12 protein-coding genes are annotated in these 25814 nt (G+C 40.2%); 3 read left to right on the forward strand and 9 right to left on the reverse strand.

The annotated features are described in order from the left end of the window. Positions 1-7: 7 nt before the first annotated feature. The 3 genes from IR083_RS01765 (at position 8) to IR083_RS01775 (ending at position 8966) form a co-directional block, all read left to right on the forward strand. Positions 8-3109 (forward strand): fimbrial protein, encoded by a 3102-nt coding sequence (locus IR083_RS01765; RefSeq protein WP_194223012.1) that lies wholly within the window; start codon positions 8-10, stop codon positions 3107-3109. Positions 3110-3169: 60 nt separating this feature from the next. Further along, the gene (locus IR083_RS01770; RefSeq protein WP_194223013.1) at positions 3170-6055 is read left to right on the forward strand and encodes a fimbrial protein; all 2886 of its coding nucleotides are present in this window, start codon (positions 3170-3172) and stop codon (positions 6053-6055) included. Between the two features lie 439 nt (positions 6056-6494). Next, entirely contained in the window at positions 6495-8966 is a 2472-nt protein-coding gene (locus IR083_RS01775; RefSeq protein WP_194223014.1) for a glycosyl hydrolase family 95 catalytic domain-containing protein, read from the forward strand. Positions 8967-9038: 72 nt separating this feature from the next. On the opposite strand, the gene IR083_RS01780 is transcribed toward IR083_RS01775, so the two are convergent. The 9 genes from IR083_RS01780 to IR083_RS01820 all read right to left on the reverse strand — a co-directional run bounded on the left by IR083_RS01780 (position 9039) and on the right by IR083_RS01820 (position 24744). Further along, positions 9039-10637, reverse strand: a complete 1599-nt coding sequence (locus tag IR083_RS01780) for an ATP-binding cassette domain-containing protein (RefSeq protein WP_194223015.1) — start codon at positions 10635-10637, stop codon at positions 9039-9041. After that, the gene (locus tag IR083_RS01785; protein WP_194223016.1) at positions 10630-12276 is read right to left on the reverse strand and encodes an ATP-binding cassette domain-containing protein; all 1647 of its coding nucleotides are present in this window, start codon (positions 12274-12276) and stop codon (positions 10630-10632) included. The genes IR083_RS01780 and IR083_RS01785 overlap by 8 nt, the downstream gene beginning before the upstream one ends. Before the next feature lie 383 nt (positions 12277-12659). Next, positions 12660-17597 carry a T9SS type A sorting domain-containing protein gene (locus IR083_RS01790; protein ID WP_194223017.1) on the reverse strand — a complete coding sequence of 1646 codons (4938 nt, stop codon included), beginning with the start codon at positions 17595-17597 and terminating at the stop codon, positions 12660-12662. An 82-nt stretch (positions 17598-17679) separates the two neighbouring features. Next, complete coding sequence (locus tag IR083_RS01795; RefSeq protein ID WP_194223018.1) at positions 17680-18618, reverse strand: fimbrial protein; 939 nt, start codon at positions 18616-18618, stop codon at positions 17680-17682. Positions 18619-18630: 12 nt separating this feature from the next. Continuing rightward, positions 18631-19932 carry a FimB/Mfa2 family fimbrial subunit gene (locus tag IR083_RS01800; protein ID WP_242052331.1) on the reverse strand — a complete coding sequence of 434 codons (1302 nt, stop codon included), beginning with the start codon at positions 19930-19932 and terminating at the stop codon, positions 18631-18633. A 35-nt stretch (positions 19933-19967) separates the two neighbouring features. Next, complete coding sequence (locus IR083_RS01805) at positions 19968-20948, reverse strand: FimB/Mfa2 family fimbrial subunit (protein ID WP_194223020.1); 981 nt, start codon at positions 20946-20948, stop codon at positions 19968-19970. Between the two features lie 98 nt (positions 20949-21046). Beyond that, positions 21047-22630, reverse strand: coding sequence for an Mfa1 family fimbria major subunit (locus IR083_RS01810; protein ID WP_194223021.1), 1584 nt, complete (start codon positions 22628-22630; stop codon positions 21047-21049). A 50-nt stretch (positions 22631-22680) separates the two neighbouring features. Beyond that, complete coding sequence (locus IR083_RS01815) at positions 22681-24150, reverse strand: DUF3868 domain-containing protein (protein WP_194223022.1); 1470 nt, start codon at positions 24148-24150, stop codon at positions 22681-22683. Positions 24151-24156: 6 nt separating this feature from the next. Beyond that, positions 24157-24744, reverse strand: a complete 588-nt coding sequence (locus IR083_RS01820; protein ID WP_006797933.1) for a DUF3575 domain-containing protein — start codon at positions 24742-24744, stop codon at positions 24157-24159. Between the last annotated feature and the right edge of the window lie 1070 nt (positions 24745-25814).

The raw sequence follows: 25814 nt of genomic DNA on the forward strand, positions 1-25814 counted from the left end.
ATAGAGTATGAGAATCATAAATATGCATACCGGACAAAAAATCATCATTACTTTATGCATTTTATCGGGAGTACTATTAAATTCCTGTCAGGATAATGACGAAGTACCATCTCCCGGTTCAGCAACAAAAGAAGTAACCTTTTCCGTAAAAGTTCCGGGAGCATCAGCCCCTAAAACCAAGACTCTGCCAGAAAGTAATGAGAATGAAGTCAGGAGCATCGAAGTACTATTGTTCGATGACAATGGGGAATATACTTATCAACCGGTGTACAGCAATGTAATCAATACCGATCCTGACAACAGCAATATCAAGACCTTCACCATAAAGGTTCCCGAAGGCACATACAATATGGTAATACTCGCTAACGCGCGACAAGCGGTATCAGGAATCGTGAGCAGTATCCATGACGGAGATTCCAAAGCATCGGTACTCGAAAAGCTGGTTATCACCAATAGCAATAAATGGAATGCCGATCCGGTGTCCGCAGGATATATACCTATTCCAATGTTTGGCGAAATACCTTCTATTTCCGTAAATGCATCATTACCGTCCAGTACATATGTAAATCTGGTTCGTATGGTATCTAAAATTGATGTGGCACTAACCAATACAGATGCCTCGGCTAATTTCACCTTAGAAAGCATACGCCTATATAATTATAATAATAAAGGATATATAGCACCACTTTCAGGTAATTGGGACCAGTCACAAAGTATTGTCACCGGAGTCAGTATACCTACCGGTTCTATTCTCACTCCAGGCCCGTTATTATATGACGGTACGGCTATTACTACAGCACATACGGCATCATCAGGAGAAATATATACATTCGAGGCTGCAAAGGCTGATCCGTCATCGATGCAAAATGCCACATGCTTGGTGATAGGCGGTACATATACGGGAGACAGCCAACCAACATACTACCGTGTAGATTTCGCCCGCACGTCATCATCGGTTACCACTTACCTGCCCCTCCTCAGAAACCATTATTACAAAGTAAACATAACAAAAGTCAACGGCCGTGGATTACCCACACCTGCCGATGCATTCAGTTCCCGCCCGGTAAATATAGAAGCAAATGTGATCATGTGGGATAATGTAAAGATCGGTGATATCGTCTTCGACGGACAATATATGCTGGGAGTATCGCAGAGTTCAATCACATTTACGCGCGATGCTCATACAACCTCCAGCTCTGATAATGCGTTTTGTGTAACAACCGATTATCCTTCCGGATGGAAGATAGACAAAATAACGGATGTCTCCGGTAACAATGTAACCTGGCTCAGCGTCGTATCCACTCTGGGAGCTGCCGTATCCACAGGAGTTTCAGGTAGCGTTACAGACCTAAAGCTAAATATGTCCGAAAACACCAGCGGATCAGACCGTACAGCATATATTCATCTTAGCGCAGGACGCCTTACCCATACGGTACAAGTTCTGCAAAAAACTGAAATCAACCTGAATTTAAAGGTGACCGACCTGTCAGGCAAAGCGATATCCGAGTTGGTTTTCGCATCATCTGCCGATGTTCAGCCTGCTGCACAACAATTCAAACTCAAATGGAACCCGGTCACATTAAGTGTCACAGCAACCCGTAGCGACATTTATAATATCGGCTTTTCGTTCGACGGATCTTCAGACCAGCCGGGATCAGGTATACTCGCTCTTCTGAATGATCCTTCGGGAGAGAAAACGTTTACTGTACGCCCTACAGCTATTACAGCGGCTGAGATTGCAGTAAATCCTTTCATGGAGAAGGTCTCTGTCGTCGATTTCAGGATAGGCGACCCATATACCTTCTTAACCACAAGTATTTTCCTCAGGCAAGTCAGATATAATATCTCTACGCAAAAAGACGCATATTACCTGATGGATGGAACTCAGAAATATTTCACAGTCAAATCCAATACAAACTTCACCGTTGAGGTCAAAAGTAACCTGGATAATGTGGTACAATCCTTAGTGACCACTTCCGGAGGAGCCAATACAAGCGGTACCAGAGTATATTTCAACATAATCAACGATGCCGCCAATCCGGCGCTTTACTACAGAGACATTGTATTTACGATCAAAAGCCCCCAAGGTCGTTTTGCCGATACAGATATTACATTGCCATGCTATGCCGGTGTCATCCAACCTAAATCGAACTCATATATTGTCAATCCGGGAGGAACAGGAATACTTATCCCTGTCAGCCGGGCAAACGACTCCGGGATAGGGACTCAATTGGGTGCATCGGAGAATTTCACGGCCAGACTCCTCTGGACAGACAATGCAAACAGGGTAGCATCCAATTCAAATATAAGCCAGATTCATATTATTGGAACGGGATCATCTGCTTATCTTCTTGTTAAACAGGGAAGCGCTTCAGGAAATGCTGTTGTAGAGATCAAGAACGCATCTAATACAACCCTCTGGTCCTGGCATATATGGGTGACCGACTATACACCGGTAGCTTTAGGTACAGGTAAATTTATGGACCGTAACCTCGGAGCCATAGGCAACACACCAAGTGCGGCGGCAACAAAAGGCTTGCTATACCAATGGGGACGCAAAGACCCGTTCCCGAGTTCATCTACGTTGACAGGAACCGATGAACCTACATTATACACTGCCTCAGGAACAATATCTGTTACCAGAGCACAAGTATCTGTAGCAAATAATCTTGGCAATGCTATAGCTAATCCCTTCACATTCTATTATCTGGCTACAGATCCCCGCGACTGGTACAGCAATAGTGGAGTCAGGAGCGATGCCCTCTGGGGTCCTGCGTCCAAAACGGTTTATGATCCATGTCCCACCGGCTGGCGTGTACCTCAGCAGGGAATATGGCTCCTTGCTAACTTTACAATGGGACAAAATGGGGCCGTATGGGGCAGCAATGGAATGACCTGGACAGGTTATGGTGGATGGTATCCCGCAGCAGGTTATCGCGTAGATTCGAATGGAAATCTGACTAATGTTGGCAGTACCGGAATATATTGGACGGCTACAAATTCAGGTACAAGTGCAAATTATCTCAGTTTCACCAATAACACTGTGGCAGTACAATACCCGACCTATCGCGCCGGAGGCTTTTCTGTACGGTGTGTTGCCGAGCAATAGCAGTAATCTGAATAAACAGAAATAAAAAGAATTATACAATGCATTATTAAGCAATAAAATATGAGAGTAACCATCAAATCAATTATATACCGGACTATACCCGTTTGGGCTATATTTCTAATCCTCTTCTGCTCCGCTTGCCGCGATACGGAAGATGTACCGGTTGGAAATATTAATGATATGGAAATACTGTTCTCCGTCATAGTTCCGGGTTCATCCGGACTTAAGTCCTCTATGGACGAAGAAGATGAAGATAATGTGCAGAGTATAGAAATTTTGTTGTTCGACACAGATGGTAAATATACTTACCAACCCTTGTATAGCAATGTTATAAATACAAACCCTACAGACAGTAAGGTTAAGACCTTCACTGTAAAAATTCCGGAAGGTACTTATAACATAGTGATTCTGGCTAATGCCCGCCAAAGCCTTGCTAATGCTTTAGGTAGTATCAGTGATGGAGAGGCAAAATCTTCAGTCTTGGAAAAATTGTTGCTGGCAAACTCAGGAAAATGGAATGCCAATCCTGCATCTACAGGATACATCCCCATACCGATGTGGGGGGAAATAACATCGCTCACGGTCAATAACAGCACTCCTGCCAGTAATCCGGTAAATCTGATCCGTATGGTCTCTAAGATAGATGTAGCACTTACTCATACCGATGCCACAAGCAAATTTACTCTGGAAAGCATACGTCTCTATAACTATAATAACAAAGGCAGGATTGCTCCAACTGCATCAAACTGGAGTGCATTGCAAAATAAAGTAACAGCAGCATCAGTCCCGGCCTCAGCACAGAAACCGGTTAATCCGGCACAAAATCCGCTGGTATATGACGGGGCTGCCATCACAACACCGGGTGTTTCGAGTTCAAGAGAGATCTACACCTTCGAGGCGTCAGCCGGAAGTTCATCCTCATTACAAAGCAATACCTGTCTGGTTATTGGTGGAACTTACACAGGCGATAGCCAACCGACATATTACCGGATCGATTTTACCCAGACGTCTTCAGGCAATACTACCTACCTGGCATTATTACGAAATCATCACTATAAAGTAAATATTTCTGAAATAAGCGGCTCCGGATTGCCGACTCCGACAGATGCCTTCAATTCCCGTCCTGTGAATATAAAAGCGGAAGTTATTGAATGGAATGACGCTCAACTATCCGATGTAGTCTTTGACGGACAGTATATGCTGGGAGTATCACAAGGAGAATTTATATTACCTCGCGATATCCATATAGCTACCAGCGAAGGCAACAGTCTCGCTGTGAGCACAGATAACCCTTCCGGCTGGAATGTTGATAAAATAGTAGATACCGGAGGGAATAACATTAGCTGGCTGGGATTGTTATCAACATCAGGAAGCGTGATTTCATCAGGAGCCTCCGGCGTTACTACTAATGTAAAACTTAGCCTGACTGAAAATATAAGCGGTATAGTGCGTATTGGTTTTATACATCTGAAAGCCGGACGCCTTACTTATATAGTCAAGGTGACACAAAATATCAATGCAGCACTTGCTTTGAGCATAAAGAATGTAGCCGGGACCAAGAGTATTAATGAATTGATATTTGCTGCACCAATAAATGCATTACCTTCAACCCAGCAATTCAAAATGAAATGGAGTCCTGCAACGTCTTCTGTTATCGCAACTAACTATGTCATAGGTAACGCAGGGCTATCTTTAGACGGGTCTTCCGGTTTACCTTCCTTCGGTCTACAGTCGTCCATAAGCGATCCTTCGGGCGAAAAATTATTTACAGTGCAGCCCACCGCTATTACAGATGCCGAACTTTTAACAGATCCGTTTCTGGTAAAAGTATCAAAAATGGACTTTACGGTATCCAACGGGACCAATAATATAACTGAGAGCCTCTTCTTGCGACAATCAGCATATAACCTTGTATTCAGCAATGTCAACTCTTCGTACTGGACCAACGGAAACACGTATACCTTTAATGTGAGAAGTAATACCAACTGGCGAATCAAATCCATCACAGAGAATATAACAACAGGGAGCGGCTCGCTTTTGAACCTGCAGGCATCAGATAATCTAAGAATAGGAACTGTCGGTAGTACCAATACGGGAACAGGCACTCCGGTTAATTTCAGAGTTGTGAGTAATGTTGTAAGTATGGCGGGACAGATAAGTGTTGTTTTTGAAAGTCCCGACTCTCCGAAGAAATTCAATGATGTAACCCTTGTATTGAATATAATCAATGAATATTATCCTAAAGCTCATCAGGGCTGGGCCGGAAGCAATATTTATTACGATTTCGCTTCAGGACATTTGACCTTTGACGATGTAGGGGTTACTACTCACAGAACCTATCAGGGAGTGTATTTTCAGGCAGGCAGCTTATATGGAATGTCTCCTGTAGATATCAATCCTTTAGCAAACACAATATATCCCACTATAGGCGGAACGACATTAAATTTTGCATGGTCTGCCATCCCTTATGCAACCGCCAGTGTAAGCAGCAACCCTCCTGTAGGGAAAACGCAGTTTGACCGCGCATACCTTTATGAAATAACCAATGAAGCAACTGGTGTTGGCGACATTTGCAAATATATGACAGATAAAGGCTGGGCTCCTCCAAGTAAAAAATGGCGCATGCCTACTTCCAACGAATTTAACACTGAGGCTAGTTATACAGTTACCGGAACATTTATTCCGTACGTTCCGATCGAACCTTATGGCATCCAGATATTTAACCGGGGATATAATAAGTCTGACATAGGATCCCCATTTTTTCCGGCTTCCGGCTTCCGGGAAGAAACTAAATTGACAAAAGTCGGAGAAAATGGAATGTACTGGTCTTCATCTGCTAACAGCACAAGTTCATATGCCATGAATTTTGCATATGGTCTGGTAATACCAAATACAATCCTTTTCCGCCAGCTGGGTTTTAGTGTTCGTTGTGTCGTAGAGGAATAACAAGCAGGCATACTATCAAGTTTATATAAGTTTAGGTCGTGGAGACCTATTGCGTAGTTTTGTAGAATTTGTGCTTATGGAATCCTGTGGGTTGTGATAACCAGCGGATTCCATTTTTCAGGAACTCTGATACAGAGCCTTCCGTTTATCAAATATTTTTACAATCCGGGTAGGCAACTAATATTAACTAATATATAAGACCTGCACCAACAAAAAACGATGACAGATTTATATAAAAAATTGCAGATAGCAAAAAAGGAAAGAAAAACATTAAGTTTCGCTACTTACGTATTGTCTGATGCCGGAAAAGAATTAATTTTACTTAGAGATGGAAAGTTTTATCGAAACTTCGCCATAAAAAAATATTTCTATTGCCAATAAATCTTCTAATTATGCAAAAAATAACCCGTCGTTTTTAATAATTACAATTTAATATTTAATGAAAAGTAGATTCTGTTTTATTATTCTTTATTTCCTTATTTTTACAGGTGTATGTGCCCAGAATAAACTTCAACTCTGGTATGAGAAGCCTGCCGGTAAGTGGACTGAAGCCCTTCCTGTAGGTAACGGTTTTATCGGGGGAATGATCTTTGGTGGTGTTGACAATGAGCTTATTCAACTGAACGAAGGCTCCTTATGGTCCGGCGGGCCACAAAAGAAAAATGTAAATCCCGAAGCATACAAATACTTGCAGCCCATCAGAGAGGCTTTAGCCAAAGAAGATTATAAACTGGCTACCGAATTATGCAAAAAAATGCAGGGTTATTATGGTGAGAGTTTTCTGCCTTTAGGAGACCTTCATATAAAACAAACTTATGCGGATAACAGGCGACTCAAGAATTACCGGCGTACATTGGACCTGGAAAATGCTATAGCAACTACTGAGTTCGAAATAAATGGGGTAAAATATATCCGTGAGATATTTACTTCTGCTCCCGACAGTGTTTTAGTGATGCATATAACGGCAAGTATGCCCGGGATGATCAACTTGGAAGTGTCGCTCAACAGCCAGTTGTCCGGTACGCTGTCTGCCGACGGGAAGAACCGGATTGTTCTCAGAGGGAAGGCGCCGGCCCGGGTAGATCCCAATTATTATAATAAGCCCGGAAGGAATCCGATAGAGCAAACAGATGCAGAGGGCTGCAATGGCATGAGATTCCAGACTGTTGTACAAGCCAGATCTAAAGACGGGGCAATCATATCTGACAACAATGGGATATATATAAAAAATGCCACATCTGTTACTCTTTTATTATCAGCCGCAACAAGTTTTAATGGATTTGACAAATGCCCCGATAGTGAAGGAAAAGATGAAAAACGCATATCCGAATCATATATCGCACACGTACAGGATAAAGGATATGACGACCTGAAAACTACTCATATCAATGATTATCAGAAATATTTCAACCGGGTTTCGTTTAGTTTGCCGAATACGACCATAACAAGGGATGTAAATCGTAAACTACCTTCGGGTATGCGCCTAAAACTATATTCGTATGGTAATTATGATCCTGAATTAGAATCCCTTTTCTTCCATTACGGACGTTATTTGCTGATCTCGGCTTCACGGCCGGGCGGCTCTGCGGCTAATCTACAAGGGCTCTGGAATAAGGAATTCCGCCCGCCATGGAGTTCCAATTATACGATCAACATAAACACTCAAATGAATTATTGGCCTGCCGAAATTGCCAATCTTTCCGAAATGCATCAACCATTACTGCAATTTATACAGAATCTTTCCAAAACAGGAACAATTACCGCACAGGAGTACTATAGGGCGAAAGGGTGGGTCGCCCACCATAATACCGATATATGGGGGCTTAGTAATGCAGTGGGCGACAGAGGGGATGGAGATCCCAATTGGGCTAACTGGTATATGGGTGGAAACTGGCTGTGTCAGCATCTTTGGGAACATTATCAGTTTACGGGGGATAAAGGATTCCTCAAAGATATTGCATATCCTGTAATGAAAGAGGCTGCTCTATTCTGTTTCGACTGGCTGATAGAAAAAGACGGCTATCTGATTACATCTCCTTCCACATCACCCGAAGCAGCTTTCGTTACAGCTGATGGTAAGCGCTATTCTGTTACTGAAGCGGCGACTATGGATATAGCGATTATACGGGATCTGTTTACTAATCTGATTGAGGCCTCGCAAGAACTGAACTTTGATAAAAAGTTTAGGGAACAACTCATAAAAAAACGGGATAAGCTCTTACCTTATAAGATAGGTTCTCAAGGGCAATTGCAGGAATGGAGTAAAGATTACAAAGACCAGGATCCCCATCACAGGCATATTTCACATCTGTTCGGATTACATCCCGGACGTCAGATATCACCACTTATCACTCCCGATTTAGCGGCTGCCTGCCAGCGGACATTCGAAATAAGAGGCGATGAGGGAACCGGTTGGAGTAAAGGATGGAAAATCAACTTTGCCGCCAGATTATTAGATGGTAATCATGCCTATAAAATGATAAGGGAAATTATGAAATATGTAGAGGAAGGCGGTAGCAGCACAGGAGGGACTTATCCGAACTTCTTCGATGCGCATCCGCCATTTCAGATAGACGGAAACTTTGGTGCCACCGCCGGATTTATTGAAATGTTGCTGCAAAGCCATTTGAATGAAATACATCTGTTGCCTGCACTTCCTGATGTATGGACGGAGGGGGAAATAAAAGGTATTATGGCCAGAGGTGGGTTTGAAATCGGCATCGAGTGGAAAAATAACGTGTTAGATAATGCTATGATCAAATCCAAACTGGGAAAAAAATGTACTCTCAGAACCTCTGTCCCGGTAAAAATTAACGGGGCTGTATCGAAACAAACTTTTGACGGACAATATTATCTGAATACGTTTGAGACTCAAAAAGGAATCACATATAATGTAACTATAGAACAGTAAAAGATATCATTGAAGAACCTAAAACGAAGCTATCTTTGTTTTAGGTTCTTCTCTATTTTATAGAATATTCTGTCAGATCCTTACAATTTTATCTACCACACATTCAAAATCCTGCAGGTGGGTAGCCATCAAAATAGTAATATCAGGATATTGGTCTTTGATATTTCGAAAGATGGCAATTGCATTTTCTGAACTGATGCCGGCCGTGGGTTCATCTACCACCAACAGTTGAGGTGTTTTCAGCAGGGCCTGTGCCAGCAACAACTTTTTCCGTTGCCCGCCACTTAAAGTTTCACCATTTTCACCTAACCAGCTCCCCAGGCCATCAGGAAGCGACAAACGCCAGCTTGCCAAATCTACCGTATCCAGCACTTGCTCGATAGCTTCATCAGAATATCCTTCAAAATTTTCGCGCAAGGTACCGGTTAATAAATAAGCTTTCTGGGTAACGTAAATACATTCCGGTACAGGTAAATGAGATAATTCGCCATCGCTATTCCATCTCAATAAGCCACTGCGGCGGTATTCAGGATAGAAGAGGCTATTCAACAAGGTAGTCTTTCCTTTTCCGGTTTCTCCGAAAAGAGCAATCCACTCCCCTCTTTTTATCTCTAGCGACACATCTGTTGTATGTATAGATGTTTCAGGTATTTTTGCACTTAGGTTCTCTAAACTTAAATTTTCGAGTATGGAATTAACTTCCACTGTTGCAACAGGCTGTTCCCCTTGCGTGATAATCGAGTCAATATCTCTAATCTGGTGTGCGACCGAACTTTTTTCCGATTTTCCGGAGAAAAGCATTTCAGCCAATTCGGCCTGCGCCATAATACCGAAGAAAATTCCAATTGCCATTGGAGCATCTATACCATAATCGCGTGAGCTCCAAAGCAAAAATGTGGCAATATAGCTAAACCCAAGACCGGCTATCAACTGCAACCAAAATGAATTGGTCTGCAGTTGGTCTTCCAATTGTTCGAGTCGTAGCAATCTTTGTTCATACTGCTCTATGGCTTTCCCCTCCAGTTCATATTTCGAAATTTCTATCCGGCCTCTGAAACTTTGGATAAGGGACTGATTATTCTCCTCCCGATGCACTTTCAATTCTCCGTATAGTTTTCTGTTTTTTCGGAAAATTAATTGGGGTATAATAAACAAAAGAATGGCAGATGAAATCAAAAATTCGATAGCTACCACCTGTGAGAATACAATAAGGAAAAAGAAGTAGATACTCAGCGAAAGAATCAGGGCAGAGAATGGTAATATCCACAAAAGAATGTGATTCAATATTTGATCTACACCATGCGTACTGTTTTCGAGTAGAGTCGAGTTATTATTGAATTGCTTTTTGAAATAAGGAAATTTAGCTACGGACCGGAATATTTTCAATTGCAGGCTTTGCTGGGCATCCAATGTGGTTTTATGGTTTTCCAACCGCTCAAAATACCTCAGCACTGTGCGTATAAGGGCCATTAAACGTATAATAGCAGACGGGACCAGATAAGAGAACGTAGTACTTGCTGTAATGAATACAACACTACATATTGCCAGAAACCAACCCGAAATAGCAGGAAGAGCTATAAATGCCACTGTCCAAAGCAATAACAGAAGAAAACCTCTCAACCATCTGCCTGCCAAAGGCTGTAATATATATTTTATGATAAATTTATTCATGGCTCATCTGTTCCCCCCAATTTAAGTTTACAATTGTATTGGCAAAAGTCTCGAACATCTTTTCGTGTGATGCCACTATAACCAGCCTATCTTCTGCCAATTTCATTATTTGCGGAAGAATGATTTCAACAGTACCAGTGTCGAGGTTAGCCGTAGGTTCATCGAGAATGGCTATCGGCCTCGGGTGCAACATCATCCGGGCAAGCGTAACTAATTGCTTTTCACCACCCGAAAGTTGTTTTCCGTTATGGCTCAGTACGGTTTGCCAACCCTCTTCCTTTTTAGTCAAAATTTTATCTAAGAACTCTGGGTATTGGTTATATTTATTAACCTCTTTCTCGAGAAAAACATTGTATCGAAGTGTTCCGTCGAAAATAAAAGGAAATTGGTTCATATATGACGTATTTGCTTTCAACCATTGCTGTGACCACCTATTGTCTTTCCCGTTTACGGAAACCAGTCCATCCTTAGAAGACAGGCTTCCTGCACAAATCTTCAGCAGGGTAGATTTACCTGATCCTGAAATACCTTTTACCAATACCAATCCTTTTGCAGGTAATTTCAAATTGATATCATGAAGAACTTTTACCGGCGAATCGGGATAAGCAAAGCTAAGGCCACTGATATCAAAAGTATCAAGCTCTTCATTTATTTCTGTTAAAGGTGTATCAATATCCTCGTTTAGGATAGGCAACAGTAGCTTTGCCGAAGCCAGGGCTTTGTTCCTGTCGTGATATGCACTGACGAATTTTCTCAGATAAAAGAAAAAATAAGGCGAAAGAGTAAGCAGGAACAATGCAGTACGAAAATCATAACCTTTCCCGTAATTGGGACCTGCCATAATCCCAAGCAAGCTCATTCCTAAATAAATAGCAATAACAGCAATACAGATGGTAACAAAAAGCTCCAACACAGCCGACGAAAGGATAGCAACACGCATCACGTTGGTAGTCGCTTTGTTTAATTCCTTACTTTTTTTCGATAGAAAGAGGTATTGCGGTTTGAAATTATCTAAATTAACAATTTCCGCAATAGTCTGAAGGCGATTGTAAAAGACAGCTGAATATTTAATGAAAAGATTGATGTGTTTTTTATGAAGAGCTTCTGCACCCACACCTATGATAATCATCTGTATAGGAATGATTACCAACGAAACCAAGAGTGCAGTACCAACCCACTTTTCCATCCAAAAGCAAATAACCAAGAGTATTCCGCTCACTATGAGCGAAGCCATCAGATATGGAATGAAAAAAGCGTAAAATGGTTTCAGATCGTCGCTTATCCTTGTAACGAACAGCGTACTCGATATAGAATCAAACTTATTGTTATTTAACAATATAGGATATAGCTTCTTTTTGATTTTAGAAACAATAATATTTCCTGCTTTGTAATTGAACAGCGATGCAAAATGGGCAAAAATATATCGACCCAAGAGGAATAGGGATGCATACAACAATGCGTTGGGCAAAAGCAGTCCGTCATTGAGCCACGACGCTGCAAATTCTGACAAGTACCAGCAAAAAACAACAAAACATCCCGCGCTTAAAACAGTAAGTACCGAAGCTGAAATATACGCACTTTTTGCTTCGGCAATCTTCTTACCCAACCATCGGGAAGCATTTTCCTGATTTGAACTCATTGATTATTTCCGGTTTTGATTTCCATCACATGGAAATGAGTGGATATTAAATGAACTAAGTGGTTATACTCTATTGTCAGCAAAGATAATTATTTATATAAGATAATTATTGATATAAATAGAATCAATCTCGCATTCCTATTTGTTTTTTGATTTTCTATATTGATTATCAAAAAAGTAGTAAATATTATTTTCCCATATGTGACACTTGGAATTTAACCAGCCGTGTCTCCAGTTAGCAAGAGGATAACTTTTTCAATACTATGTAAAAACTAAACCCACGAATCCTCCCGACTCATGGGTTTTATAAAAATCTTTACAAAACTACACCACGACTAACGATGAATGGTCGTGTTTTACTTTACACATTGAATCTGAATAATTTATTTTAACAATACCCGTTCAGATTTGTTGATAGATTTATCTTCACTTACTATTTTTACGATATATATACCTTTGTTTATCAGTTGACTCCCTACAAAATATCCGCTGGAATTACTGAAAACCTTCTTCTCGTCAAGTAACCGGCCTAAAATATCATAAACTGTAGCAACACAATTCTTTTCAGACTGATTATCGACCACGACCTGGTTATTTCTGACATAAACATTCACAAGAGAAGATTCTTGTCCGGTTCCGGTTAACGGAGACGAACTTTCTGTGATTTTGAATCTACCATTAGTTATGGTATTTGTTCCTGAAAAAGTGTATTCCACATTATTTCCGATCGGATAACTACGGCCTGTATGTATATCGTGCAAATATAACTTGCGCATTTCTACATCAGAGGTTACGGAAAGCGTTATCGAAAATTTCTCATCTTTGATTGTATTCACACCAAAAGTAGTTCCTGTAAATTCAGGTACGGTAGCTATCTGATACTTAGACTCCGTTTCATCCGATACATATACCTGAGTCAGTCCTTCTTCCTGAAGTTTGTATGCATCCCATCCGTTATCAAAGCCCTTAGTTGTATTTGAATTTTCAAATAACCATACACGATCGGCTGATGTATTGCTCACGACATCCATAACAATATAAGGGTATTGTGGCGTACGACTTTCAGTATAGGCCGATTTCCACGGTTTTGTAGTCGATGTATTCAACTCATTCTTTATCAGTTCGCCATACTTCAATGTTATACTACCGGGAGTTTTTACATCCAACATGAATGTATGCATAGACAATATCCTGTCCGGTATTCCAACTTGTCCTGCCAGATTAAACGGTACGGCCTGATATTGTCCTCCGGCAACACCGCTGACTGTTCCGCCATTCAGCTTCCGCCATTGGTCGCGAGTTCCCATATTGAACAAATAAACTGTATTTTCGGTCAACTCCACACTACCAAGTTCGATAGCAGTGGTAGTAATTGGTATAGCAGCAGTAAATGAATTGCCGACAAGGTTCATTCCCGAATAGTTGACATTAGATGTTCTGGTAAGCGGAACAACTGCATTCCCTACATTTAGGATTCCGGGGAAACTGTAAATATGAGTCGGCAAAGTATTACTGCTATTAGTCATTTCGTAACCTTTGAATGCTTTCAATCCTGTATCCGGCGTATATGGCGCGGGTTGCCATTTATTGCCACTGAATGGTTCTACCCATTGGTTTATTGTTTCTACCTTAGGAGTAAGATATGGAAAATCGGATGCCTGAACCGGAATTCCAAAATATTGCCATTGATTTTTATAGAATCCACAGGTTGAGCATTCATACGCTTTGTTATAAAATTCTACCGTAGCATTTACATTGCGGTTATTATCAGGATCAGCAAAGAACAATGTCCCTGTCGGCTTATCAGTTGATGCCTTCACTACAATAGTCCCTTTGGCCGGATTATCATCTCTTACAACACCGTTGATCGTAAGCTGGTTTTCGGTGGTTACCAGTAAATCCATATCCGAATTATTAATCAGGTCTCCGATCACACGATCGGTATCAAGATGTAAATCACGGACTGAAGTTCCAAGACCATTTCCATTTCCTGAAGAACCATTATTGATGTCTGTTGCAAACTCAATATCTTCTCCTGTTGCAGGCACAAACTCTGCTGTCCAGTTATCAGTATCAGCCCATTCATTGCTAACCGTTCCGTGCCAATAATTTCTCTTATAATTAGGATCAGGGCATCTTATTATAATTGTGCCATTGGGAACAGAACATACTTTATCGAGGCTTATATCATCGATATAGTAATCATTTCCATTATTCTCTGCCAGATTATTCCTGAAAGAAATAATAATATTATCTACTTTACAATTTTCCTCATCATCCGGCACTGGCACTGAAAAATATAGTTCCAGATATGTCCATTTATTTTTAACACTAGTATCCCAATCATTCATTACATGAGATTCTATTGTAGCCAATACTTCATTCGTTTTCGGATTCAAGATGTCAATGGCAACTTGTGAAGGCCCATTTACCAGATACAACCAGAGTGAAGCCCTGTATGAAGCACCGACCTGTAATAATTGAGGCCTTTTGTAGAATGAATTGAGAACTTGTCCGGCATTTACAACCATAACAGCGCCATCTTCTGTGCCCGAACGATCTTGCACAGTATTGGACTCATTGTAAGGCGGTGTCCAAAAGTAATAATCATTAGACTTATGTCCCATTTTTATATATCCGGGGGCTACTATTGCATAATGATTATTATCAATCGCATATTTATCATATTCTTCTGAAAGAGGATATGGTGTACCAAACTTAAAACTGTTGGATGGCATATAAGGCGAAGTAAGACGTCCAAAATTATTTGATGCTTCCGGAAATGCACTCACCCCGAAATCTTCAAAAAATATGTTTTCTTCCCGGCATGGGACAACTGTTTCCGTATCGGTGTTATTATCCGGTTCGGGATCTACTCCGTCACCAGAGACAGAGGCCGTATTTAAATAGCTTCCGGAAGCATTTACTTTTGCAGTAAAGCTGACAGAGATATTTGCTTCTTTAGCCAAAGATGTAATATTCCATGTTATAGTATTTCCGGCACTTGTTCCCCCATTATTTATAGAGCCGAGAGTATAGCCATTGGGGAGAATATCTTCTATTATTATATTAGATGCACTGTGTGGTCCATGATTTGTAATTTTCAGAGTAAAAGTGACAAAATCGCTGACCTCCGGATTAGATTCATTTACCGTTTTTTCAATAGCCAGATCAGTCTCACGTATCAGATTTACCATCACCCCTTTGATATTGTTACAATTTCCACCCTTTCCATTATTTGCACATTCAAAATATGGGTCAGTAGGGAGTACATACCACAGAGTAAGATCATATGGATTTTCAGCATTTGCCGGAGCAACCGGATTGGCAGGATCGCTCGTATTAGTAGCATCGGGGTCTGTAACATCATTCGGACGCAGAATGGTTGCCACCGCATTATTATTCCCCGGATCTGCATCGAGTGTAACTTTAGCTTGGAATGTATATGTTATTTCACAGCCATCGGGCAAATTAAGCGAGGATGAATACTGGCGTTTAACTGCATCGTAAACTATAGCTAACGATTCCGTTCCACAACCATTGCCATTGAAAACAGCTGTATAACCCGTGCCATCAAATCCTTTTGGAAGAGTAAATGTAAAAGGCGCGCCTACGACATCACTGGGACCATTATTCTTAACCTTTACAGTGTAGGATAATATTGTCGGATTATAATCTCCGTTTATATCTTCCTCTTCCAGCCGGACAGAGCTTTTATCAACGGTAACAGATGACACCTGAAGATCGGCTTCTTTTATAGTAACGGCCGTTTCTATCGTTTTCTCCTCTCCTTTTATAAATGTCCATGTATCTATAGACTTCTCGTTTCCAAACCCATAGGATGCATTCGAAATCCCTACTGCCCATTTATGTCCATTACTGTTACTGGAGATACCACTACTGTTAGTAGGTGGCAGATGGCTGTTATTTACCGGACTGGAACTGCTACCGCTATTATTATTACTGTTAATTGTTATATTCGAATCGTCCCAATAAACAATATCGGATAATACATTATTTAAATTATTGTGATCTAATAATTCGATGATTGTTCCTCTCAGATTCATCTCCATATCGAAGAAGGGAAAATGCACCTCTGCACCTTGCAATTGCACTGTTATTTTTGCAGGTACATGCCCTGCCGGAATAGGAATATTATCCCCGTCTTTTCCATCCCAATATACACTATTTTCACCTATTTTGGCTGCCCCATACATATGCCGGGTAGTAAAGGCGGGAGTGCCTGTACTTTCTATCTTTATCGTAAACGTTCCCTGAGATTCGGTCTTAAATCTTATATATCCGCCCTTCGACGATATCTGTCCCTCTGTATTATCTGTCCCCAGAACCTTAACCTCTTCAACTTTAGGCACTACAATCGTATTTTTCAGCCAGGTTTTCCCTCCCGGGACAGCTCCACTGACTTCTACATCTAAAGGCAGGTCGGCGCTAGGCTGAGTATAGAATAATTTATGTGTAATACTAACATCTGTATCTGCCAGATTCGGGTCGTGAACCTGATTTCCAATACCTGTAGTAGTATTCAGACTTTTATATATGGGAACTTTTGTTGTCGCATTTACGAAACCATTGTTATTAACAAAGAAAGTGAAATAAATACCATTATTCCCATTATTATTTACCCGGTAGGTGTAGCCATCTTTAGTCAGTACATATACTAGTCCGTAGAACCCTGTTGTAGTAGATGATGCTACCGACATATTCAGTACATTGGTATACACCCGCCCTTTTATGAAGTCTGTATTAGTAGTGTTAATCACAGATACATCCCATCCTGCCACATAACTTGAATTGGACGGTTGAGATAAGCTGGTAGCCGCTCCTGTTACACTTCCACTATTGTTTCCTGTTCCATCAAATTCAACTTTGTAAATACCTGCTGCTCCTGCCGGCACAGTATAATAGATAGGTAAATACCTGTTATCACCGGCAGCCTGCCCCACTCTGCGCGGCCCGGCTAATTCGGCATTTCTATCAGCTATATTTCCCTGGTTATTAGCAACAGTTAATGTAACCTCATTACCATTAGGTGCGTATAATCTAATACGTTTAGTGGTACCGGACTGAGCACTCGATGCTAAAGTAATGGTTTCTCCAACCTCTGCATATACAAAATGTGTTCCCCTGTTAGGAAAAGGCCAGTTTTCAGTAACTCCTGTATTGGATCTTAAATATGCCCTATTGCCTGTTGTGCCGCTTGGATATAGATCCTTTGATCCGTCCGCATATATTCCGACCAATGGCAAGAGACTTATAAACAGCAGAATAAAAAACAAAAAGCGATTGCTAATATAATTCATATTGTTGATATTTTTTGTACTTGAAACATGACCGGCCAAAGCCTGTTATATCAAGATTTAAACTATTACTCAGATATTATTCTCAGATTTCCATACCGTATATATACCAATGGTTGCGCTCTATTTTCGCAGGCAATAACAACTTATAGGTTTCATTTCCGAATTCAGGCGGAGGTAATGGACCTGAGCCCTGATAAGGAATACTTATTTCTATCGCACTTCCTGCATTATCACGCTCATTGATATAAGTGGTAACGATCAACTCCGTAACCTTCCCGTTCTCCAGATTGTATGATGATACAGTTCCGCCAGCCTGCCATGCCACCCAATCAGAAGAACTTACTAAATTATCCGGTTTAGATGCTCGCTTCAACGCATATGTATTCTTGTCAAAGTCAATAAATTTATAATTATACTGCGCTATAGTGTTGAACAGAGGGCTGCTTTGATGCTCCGCCGATAGTTTGACATTAAGCTGCACCTTAGCTACGGCACGGATTAGCGGTACATTATTCAGTTGGAAATTAGAATTAAAATCGTGAGTTTTACTCCCCGACATTAATATAGGTGTAGTTATATTATCCGACCAAGGTTGGGACGTTTCGTTCAGAACTGATTGCAGCCCTGTTAATGAGGCCACAGCATCAAGACCCGTCTTGATTGAAGAACAGTTCGCTATAATATAAACCTGCCTGTTACCGGCTTCGGCCTGAGTCAGGTTTAATGAGACCTTACTATTGCTACTGTTCCATGAGCCTCCGGTAAAAGTTGCAGTATTGACATAATACTTTTTCAAGGTTTGTGAACCTGTCGTAGGAAAGAGGAACAAGTATAAATCATCTATACGTTGTTCTTCCACAGTTCCCGCATCAGCCGCCTTTGTCTGTTTTGTGACGTAATTATCTATGCTGAAAGATAACTCAATCTTATTATTCTCTAAGGCAGTATCTGTAGTTTCCTCATTGGAGCAGGCAACAAAGAACATACTTAAAAGCAATGATATATATACTATTCTTTTCATACTTCTTTTCTCTTATTTGATAAAGGTTTTAACAAGATTATCATTATACCATACCTCCAGATACGACTGGCCTGCGGCAGGTATAGTCCCCAACTGATAATCGGCTGATGCTACAGTGTCCAGGCTATCAAAGTCTTTTTCGTCCGTACCATCAGAAAACTTAAAAGGAGTTATGGTTTTTAATCTGACTGCATGAGGGGTACATGCTTCTACCGTATTACCGATTGTGACCTTTCCATCCTCATCCACAGTAACATTATATCCGTATCCCATATAGGCCGAGCTTTGTTTAACCTGCCACGGATCGAGGCTATAGATGATTTCTATGGCACGCAGTTTGCTGATAATATAGGAATAATGGCGGTTACGGTAAATATTGTAATCCGGCTTATCAGTCTGCTGCCCGGTAGCAAAAGATAAATAATCTGTGTCGGTTATCGTACGGCTATCCGTTATGATCGGTATTTCATAGAAAGCACCATCGAGAGTCTCAATCAAAAAGTAATTAATCGGTTTGTGATCGGCCAGGACCGACCAATCGGGAGCCGTCATCAAAGCTTCAGGCATATAATAGATATATCTATTTCCTACTTTTTTCAAAGGTTTATCTTCATAATAAACAGGAGTAACAGGAGTCGCCGGTGATATAAGGCTAAATTTCCTGTTTGCATTTTTGTAATATATATTTTTTACGCCGGAACTGATTTCAGAGCCTTCGATCTGTACTTCCAGCTTTGCAACTACACGGATAAGTTTTACCCTTTCTTCCCCATCAGGATAGAAAGGTTTTGGAGAATAAATATTACCTCCCTCTGTAATAGCCTGGTTCAGATATACTCTCGACATAGGAAAGCCTTTCGATTCCTGTGCGTTCAGGTATAAATCGGCATCCAATTCGCTAAAGGCATTCATATAAGCGTCCATAGCCGATTTGGTAGTGATGCCTTTCAGGTCATCCATTGGCATATTGGCCACAAAGTAAAAATCACGCTGCCCCGCCGTCATCTGAACCGTAAAAGTTTTTTCCTTATCAGTAAACGGTATCTCTTCATCAAAGAATTCACAGACTTTTACTCCGGTTGATGAATCGAAAGCCAGCATGGCAAGATCATGCACACGGTCCTCATAGTCCACAACATCAGCATTAAAAGATTCCAACCCTGCAGCCTGTGCTTTAGTTATCGACAGGAAAACCTGAGGTTCTTTACCCGTCTCATTATCTATATCCTGATGATTATCGTAGATCTGTGATTCGCATGCTGAAAAAGAAACCAGCATTCCAATAAGTGCTACATATAATAAATTCAATCTCATAATCATATCGATTATTTAAGCCCGACAGCTTAGATTTACAATTCTGTTTTATAGCTATGTACAAGCCAGTTATTTACATAAATAGCACAGCTAAAATGTGTCCAGCATTCTGAACAATAATCTTTTATCACGAATTTGACAGTGAAATCATTCTCACAATTCAGGTTAATTCCACCCTCTACAGTTCTCAACAAAATACTGGCAATGAGGTCTCCGTCAAAAACAAGTTCTTCTTTATCGTTACCTGTATAAGTTATTTTAAGTTTGTTATTGTATCCGGTAACAAGCCCGAGCATGGAATAATTCCATGTTGCCGAATTATCGGCGAATTTAGTTTCAACTGCAGGATATGTTAATACCGGAGTATTAAGAGGCATCGTACCATCTATGCGTACTATTCCGTTAGCCGAAGAAACGGCTACATGCAGCTTTTGCGGATCGTAACCCTTCATTGTAGCCTCATCGAACTCTACAATAATATTTACCCTGTTGGTCAGTTCATGCAGATTAACAGCCGTGTGCTTATATAAAGAACCGTATTCTTCAGGATCAGGAAGAAAAACAATCGGACTTTCTCCATGCCAGATACGTTCTGTAGTCGCTAAACGGGCCGCTATACTATTTGTGGAGTTGATAGCTAACATCACATCCTTCTTGGTTGTTACCTTTTGAGTAAAAGCGCTCCTGTTGAATTTTTCATTGACACCAGCCCACGCTATGAATGAATAATTACCATTGGAAACCGGCATAAGAACTTCAAAATCACGGTCGAGAGTGACATTTTGCTGGTTTACTGAAGTCACCAATATTCCTTCTTCATCGAATGCAAACACTGTAAGCGATGAAACATTACCAATGAAAGCAGAGTCTGTCGCACATGGAGTCATGGAATAGAATTTTACATAAACACCCTGGGGGCAATCCGCCAGATCATTGTAGATAAGGGAATCGCAACTCCATAAAACTGTTCCCAGCGCGAACAATGTCATCATAATCCTGATTCGCAAATTCTTCATCCGTTTCATTTTTAATTAATTGATGTTTGTTTTAATAACCGGAGGAAGCCTAAATACGTCCTCCGGCTGTATTTTACATATCAGATATTCTATAATAGTCAGATACCCAGATCTACTTTGTAAGAATGTAGAGTCCAAGGAAGAACAGTAACATCGACACTCATCCATGTTTCGGGAGAAGTCAACGGATCAGTCGGATCAATCGGATTTTCCGGTTCGGTTACCCCTGGTACGTTTGGTTTTGGATCGGGATTTGATGGAGTAGGACTGTTCGGATCTTCGGGATAAAGCGGATTCCAATTAGTTCCAAGATTTTTAAAGCCTGTAATATGAACATGGTAAACATTGTTTCTTACTACCGGTGAATTATACCAGTTTGGAACATTATCCGGGTTCACCCATGCATAGTATAGTATTTTGCCACCGACATATTTAGCTACTGTCTGTCCTACAACGCCGCCTTTGGCCGGATCAACAGCATTATCCGAAGATATGTAGAATCTTCCGTTTGCACCTACATAGAAGTCATCCCCAGCAGTATACGAACCTCCATCGATAAACACACCAGGTGTAAATTTAGCCCTTACAAGGACATAAGCAGTATTTCCTTTCTTGTAGTTTGATGCTTCCGCAACACCAATAGTATGTGTATTCGGTAATATGAACTTACCTGAAAGTTGAGCATCCAGATCAGCAGTTACAGTTCCTTTAGGATCGGTATTATAATCAGCCATTGTCGGTACTGCCGTTCCTCCAAACTGAGTTGCAGGATCATATGCTTCGAACAAGCCTGAGTAATCATATTTACTACCTGCATCACTTATATATGCTGCATCTGTAGCAGGCGACCATCCGAAATTAGGTGTAGCGAAATCTGCTTTGCGCTGAACGAATAAAGAGTTCTCTCCCTGAGCCAGTACCCATGTTATATCAGAAACAGTCCCCAAAGTAGTTGCTCCCGATTTTATATCATAAGTATCATTTTCAGTGGTTACCATTACACGGGCAACAGCTCTTTCCACATTCACACTTGCACGGTTCTGGCCTCCTGAGATTGTCTGAACTTCAGTTATATTAGGCGCAACATTAATTGTAATTTCGGCAGTATTAGTCATTACAATCGTTTCATCAACAATACCGTTTTTCTTAGCCAGTTTTTCAGCTGATGTACTTACGGCAAGGTCTGTACCTGAGTTGGCAAGAGTTAAGGCCAGTGTTTTATAAGCGTTTTCGAATGCATCGGCAGGAGTCGCAGCCAAAGCAGCCTCAACATCCGATGTTCCGTTCACCAGTACATAAACTTTTTTAATACCTGCCGATGTTTTAATAGCTGCGGATGTCTGTGGTGTTAAAACAACCTGATTTCCATTCTTTGTCAATAAATAATCAGTACCTACTGCGAAAGGCTTCATTGTCACTGTAGTTCCATCTACAAGATAAATTGCTATTTTCTCAATTTTATCTTTTCCCGCCCATTCATCAAGATAATTATAATCTTCCGGTAAACCAGCAGCTTTAGTTGAATTCTGGTTTCCGCTCAAAGACATACTTAATGTAACACTCACGTTTGTGTTCGCTTCCTTTTCCCCGGTCGATGATGTAATGTCATCGTCACTGCTACATGCTGTAAATCCCAGAGTCAGGGCTACAGCACCAATCATAAATAATTTACTAATCGTCATTTTCTATTCATTTTTAAAGAATTATTCTCATAAGATTTATTATGCACTTTCTATTTTGTGTCAATTGATTTCTCTATTATTTCTAAATTTGCTTTTCCATTCGGGTCCTTGTAGTCTGCTGATTTTCTAAAATAATCTACAGCTTTCTCTGAGTCACCTTTGAGTATATATGCAACTCCAAGATTATTCCAGGATTGAGGTTTGTCTTCTATTTTTTTCAATCGTTCGATAGCTGCATCCAGATTTTTACTTTCAATATCTGCCGCAGCCGAATTCATAATGGCTATTTCACTGTCAGGATATAGCCTGACAGCTATATCAAATACTTCTCTGAATTCTTTGCTATCGGACGGATAGCTCTCTGCCACAAGATACATTTCGTTCAGACTAAGCAGCTTAGGGTTCTTTTTGATTACCTGTCTGGCTTCCTCTACATTAAATGCACGTACTACATATGCGATAGAATATTCGGTACGGCGCAATGCCGGATAATAGTTGTTGAGCAATGTACGGTAAGTATCACCACCCGAAAGCTTTAAAAGTTCCCCGTCGCGTGCATCCGGATTTGAAACTTTATCAATAATATCCAATACAGCTTGTCTATCTGCCAATGAGGATAATGCTACAGCTTTCCGCAATCCGGGCCAGTCCTCTCCCATCCCATCAACTGTAAACTTATTACGTGGTACGCCAAACTTAGTAACCAAATAATCAGCAAATGAGTTAGCCCGGTTTTCCGCCAGTTTCCGGTTATGCTCAAATCCCCCTTCCGGCGAAGCATATCCGGCTACACTAAACTCTGTAATCTCCAAGTCTTTGTTGTCCCTTATTTCACCGATCACACTATCCACCTGAGCAAATTCCCGTGAGTTATTCTTGTAGTCACGTAATAGTTCGTACCGGTCGACGATATAATTAAAGGTCGCCGTATGACGATCGCTGCGAGCTTTAACAGGCTCTACTTCAGGCACAATGAATGTAAGTTTATACAATTCCGGATCTTTCTTAGGCAATATATTATGCGCGATCAGCTGATCACCTGCAGGTTCGGAACAGTTTGCACATCCCGACACATTCTTTTCAATCACCAAAGATGCATCGTCCATCCAGGATTTGTAAGGAACGTCTACACTGTAACTGACTGATTGTTCCGTTTTATTCTTTCTCTTAAGAATCGTTTCCGGTTGTGTTTCGAAAGGCAGATCACCCCCAAGTTTATTTTTACGGTTTATAATTTTATTTCGCAAACCTCCTGTTACAGCTACAGGCGGAAGATTAAGATAATCCATATTATTTTCATTGGACTTGAGAACAGGTGTAAGGATAACCATGTCATTTCTCTTAACATCCATCTCTTCAGGAATAACTATATCCATAGAGACCAGAACCTGATTACCCTGCCTGGCAAAACGTTCTGCCGATACTTGTATTTTTTCGGTCCGGACCTGCGAATAAGCAGGTGTAAAGAATATTGTTAATAATATATACAGGGATGACTTTAATATAATTTTCTTCTTCATTGCTTCCTATTTTAAGAAATAAATAAAAGAAAGGCCCACTTTGGTTATACCCCAATAATTGTAATTGCCTTCATCTAATTTGGTTCCACAATTTGTACATGGATACTCGTCGTAATGAATGCGGGCATATCCCGCACCTATATTGAATTCGAAATTCCACCGGTTAGACAAGACCCACTGGTAACCATAGCTTATGCCCCCGCCATAAAGGTATCCTTCGTAACGTTTATCCTTAAAGACATCCAGACGGCCGACAGGGATATCCAATCCTCCGGCATTGAATTGCGCACCATGTGCATGCAGCCCCAAAAAGTGACCATTAAAGGTCTCACAAAACCACCACCGATATTCGGGTTGGATAAGCCAGTGCTTAAAACTCTTGTTATCAGAAAACTCAAAGACGTTTAATCCCCCGGCAATTTCCAGTGTACTTTTCTTACCCAACCCAAACTCCAGGCCTAAGTTGGGAGTAGTAGTGCCCCAATAAGCCAGATTGGTTTTTACGCCTACTTCCTGTGATCTGCTTACAGAATAAAAGCTCGTAAAAATCAAAACAACCAGACAGATTTTTCTTAATGTTTGACTATTATTCATTTTCTTATATTATATAATAATTATCAGGTTATTACTTCTTACCCTATGAAAGAAGCTCTACATTCTTATTTATATATTTATGTTATGACACTACGTTTATATTATTTTTTGTCCTTCACTAAAGAAATATACAGCAGGAGTAATCCGGAATAATGCATATCAACTTATAGTTACATTATTATATGCAACTTTTAGAAAAAATCTTCGTACGCTTAATATTGACAATATCTATTTCTTAACAAATCATATACATTATATAATTAAAGAAATCGTCACATCATTCTTTTGTTATATATTTATAATCAATCATTAAGGCAATGTATCCATGCTATATTTCTTTCTACAAATATCTATCTATATGACCTTATTTATGGTACATTTTTATAGTATTTTAAGGTTGCGATTTTCTCTTTTTCCATCCTGGCACAGAATAATCATTATTGACACAATTTCACTTCCACACATTCCCGTTATATGTTTTTTAACTTACATAAAACATACAATAATGAATTTAACAAATGAATAATGCAGAAACAGAGACTAGCTATTCAAACTCTTTTAGTATATTATAAATCAAACACTTATAGAACACATTTATCGATTATAGATATCATATATATGATTGATACTTAAAAAAAGACCGGATAATCAAATGTAAAGTCATATTGCGATTTACTGGTGAGATAAGAGAAAAATTGCAAAACGGATTTCCTGAAAATATATATACCGGGTATTTATCTTTCTTATAATATGCGAATCAACAAATGAAGAATAAAAAAACCTACGAATCATCCCGACTCACAGGTTTTGGAAGACAATAAGTATATACGAATGTATATACATAAAAACAAATCTTATGGTCATCACGACCATTAAATTCTCCACGTCATAAACTATATAATAGGTGTATATCTCAAATACCCGGATAATCAATGATGGGCATACCCCGATGGGTTGACAGATCTTTATTTATTACTTTAAAAAAGTATATTTTTAGTTATTTTTCATTTCAAATATTTTGGTATCTTCAGGTAAAACCTTGTCAAATAAATTTCAGATTCATAAAAGCC

Origin of the sequence: Dysgonomonas sp. GY75 (assembly GCF_015234155.1) — a bacterium.
In the GTDB taxonomy this organism is placed as follows: domain Bacteria; phylum Bacteroidota; class Bacteroidia; order Bacteroidales; family Dysgonomonadaceae; genus Dysgonomonas; species Dysgonomonas gadei.

Bases quoted from the DNA above. Each gene is read 5' to 3' on its own strand.
- IR083_RS01810 (WP_194223021.1), bottom strand. From the start codon at position 22,630: ATGACGATTAGTAAATTATTTATGATTGGTGCTGTAGCCCTGACTCTG.
- IR083_RS01805 (WP_194223020.1), bottom strand. From the start codon at position 20,948: ATGAAGAATTTGCGAATCAGGATTATGATGACATTGTTCGCGCTGGGA.
- IR083_RS01785 (WP_194223016.1), bottom strand. From the start codon at position 12,276: ATGAGTTCAAATCAGGAAAATGCTTCCCGATGGTTGGGTAAGAAGATT.
- IR083_RS01800 (WP_242052331.1), bottom strand. From the start codon at position 19,932: ATGAGATTGAATTTATTATATGTAGCACTTATTGGAATGCTGGTTTCT.
- IR083_RS01775 (WP_194223014.1), top strand. From the start codon at position 6,495: ATGAAAAGTAGATTCTGTTTTATTATTCTTTATTTCCTTATTTTTACA.
- IR083_RS01765 (WP_194223012.1), top strand. From the start codon at position 8: ATGAGAATCATAAATATGCATACCGGACAAAAAATCATCATTACTTTA.
- IR083_RS01795 (WP_194223018.1), bottom strand. From the start codon at position 18,618: ATGAAAAGAATAGTATATATATCATTGCTTTTAAGTATGTTCTTTGTT.
- IR083_RS01770 (WP_194223013.1), top strand. From the start codon at position 3,170: ATGAGAGTAACCATCAAATCAATTATATACCGGACTATACCCGTTTGG.
- IR083_RS01790 (WP_194223017.1), bottom strand. From the start codon at position 17,597: ATGAATTATATTAGCAATCGCTTTTTGTTTTTTATTCTGCTGTTTATA.
- IR083_RS01820 (WP_006797933.1), bottom strand. From the start codon at position 24,744: ATGAATAATAGTCAAACATTAAGAAAAATCTGTCTGGTTGTTTTGATT.
- IR083_RS01780 (WP_194223015.1), bottom strand. From the start codon at position 10,637: ATGAATAAATTTATCATAAAATATATATTACAGCCTTTGGCAGGCAGA.
- IR083_RS01815 (WP_194223022.1), bottom strand. From the start codon at position 24,150: ATGAAGAAGAAAATTATATTAAAGTCATCCCTGTATATATTATTAACA.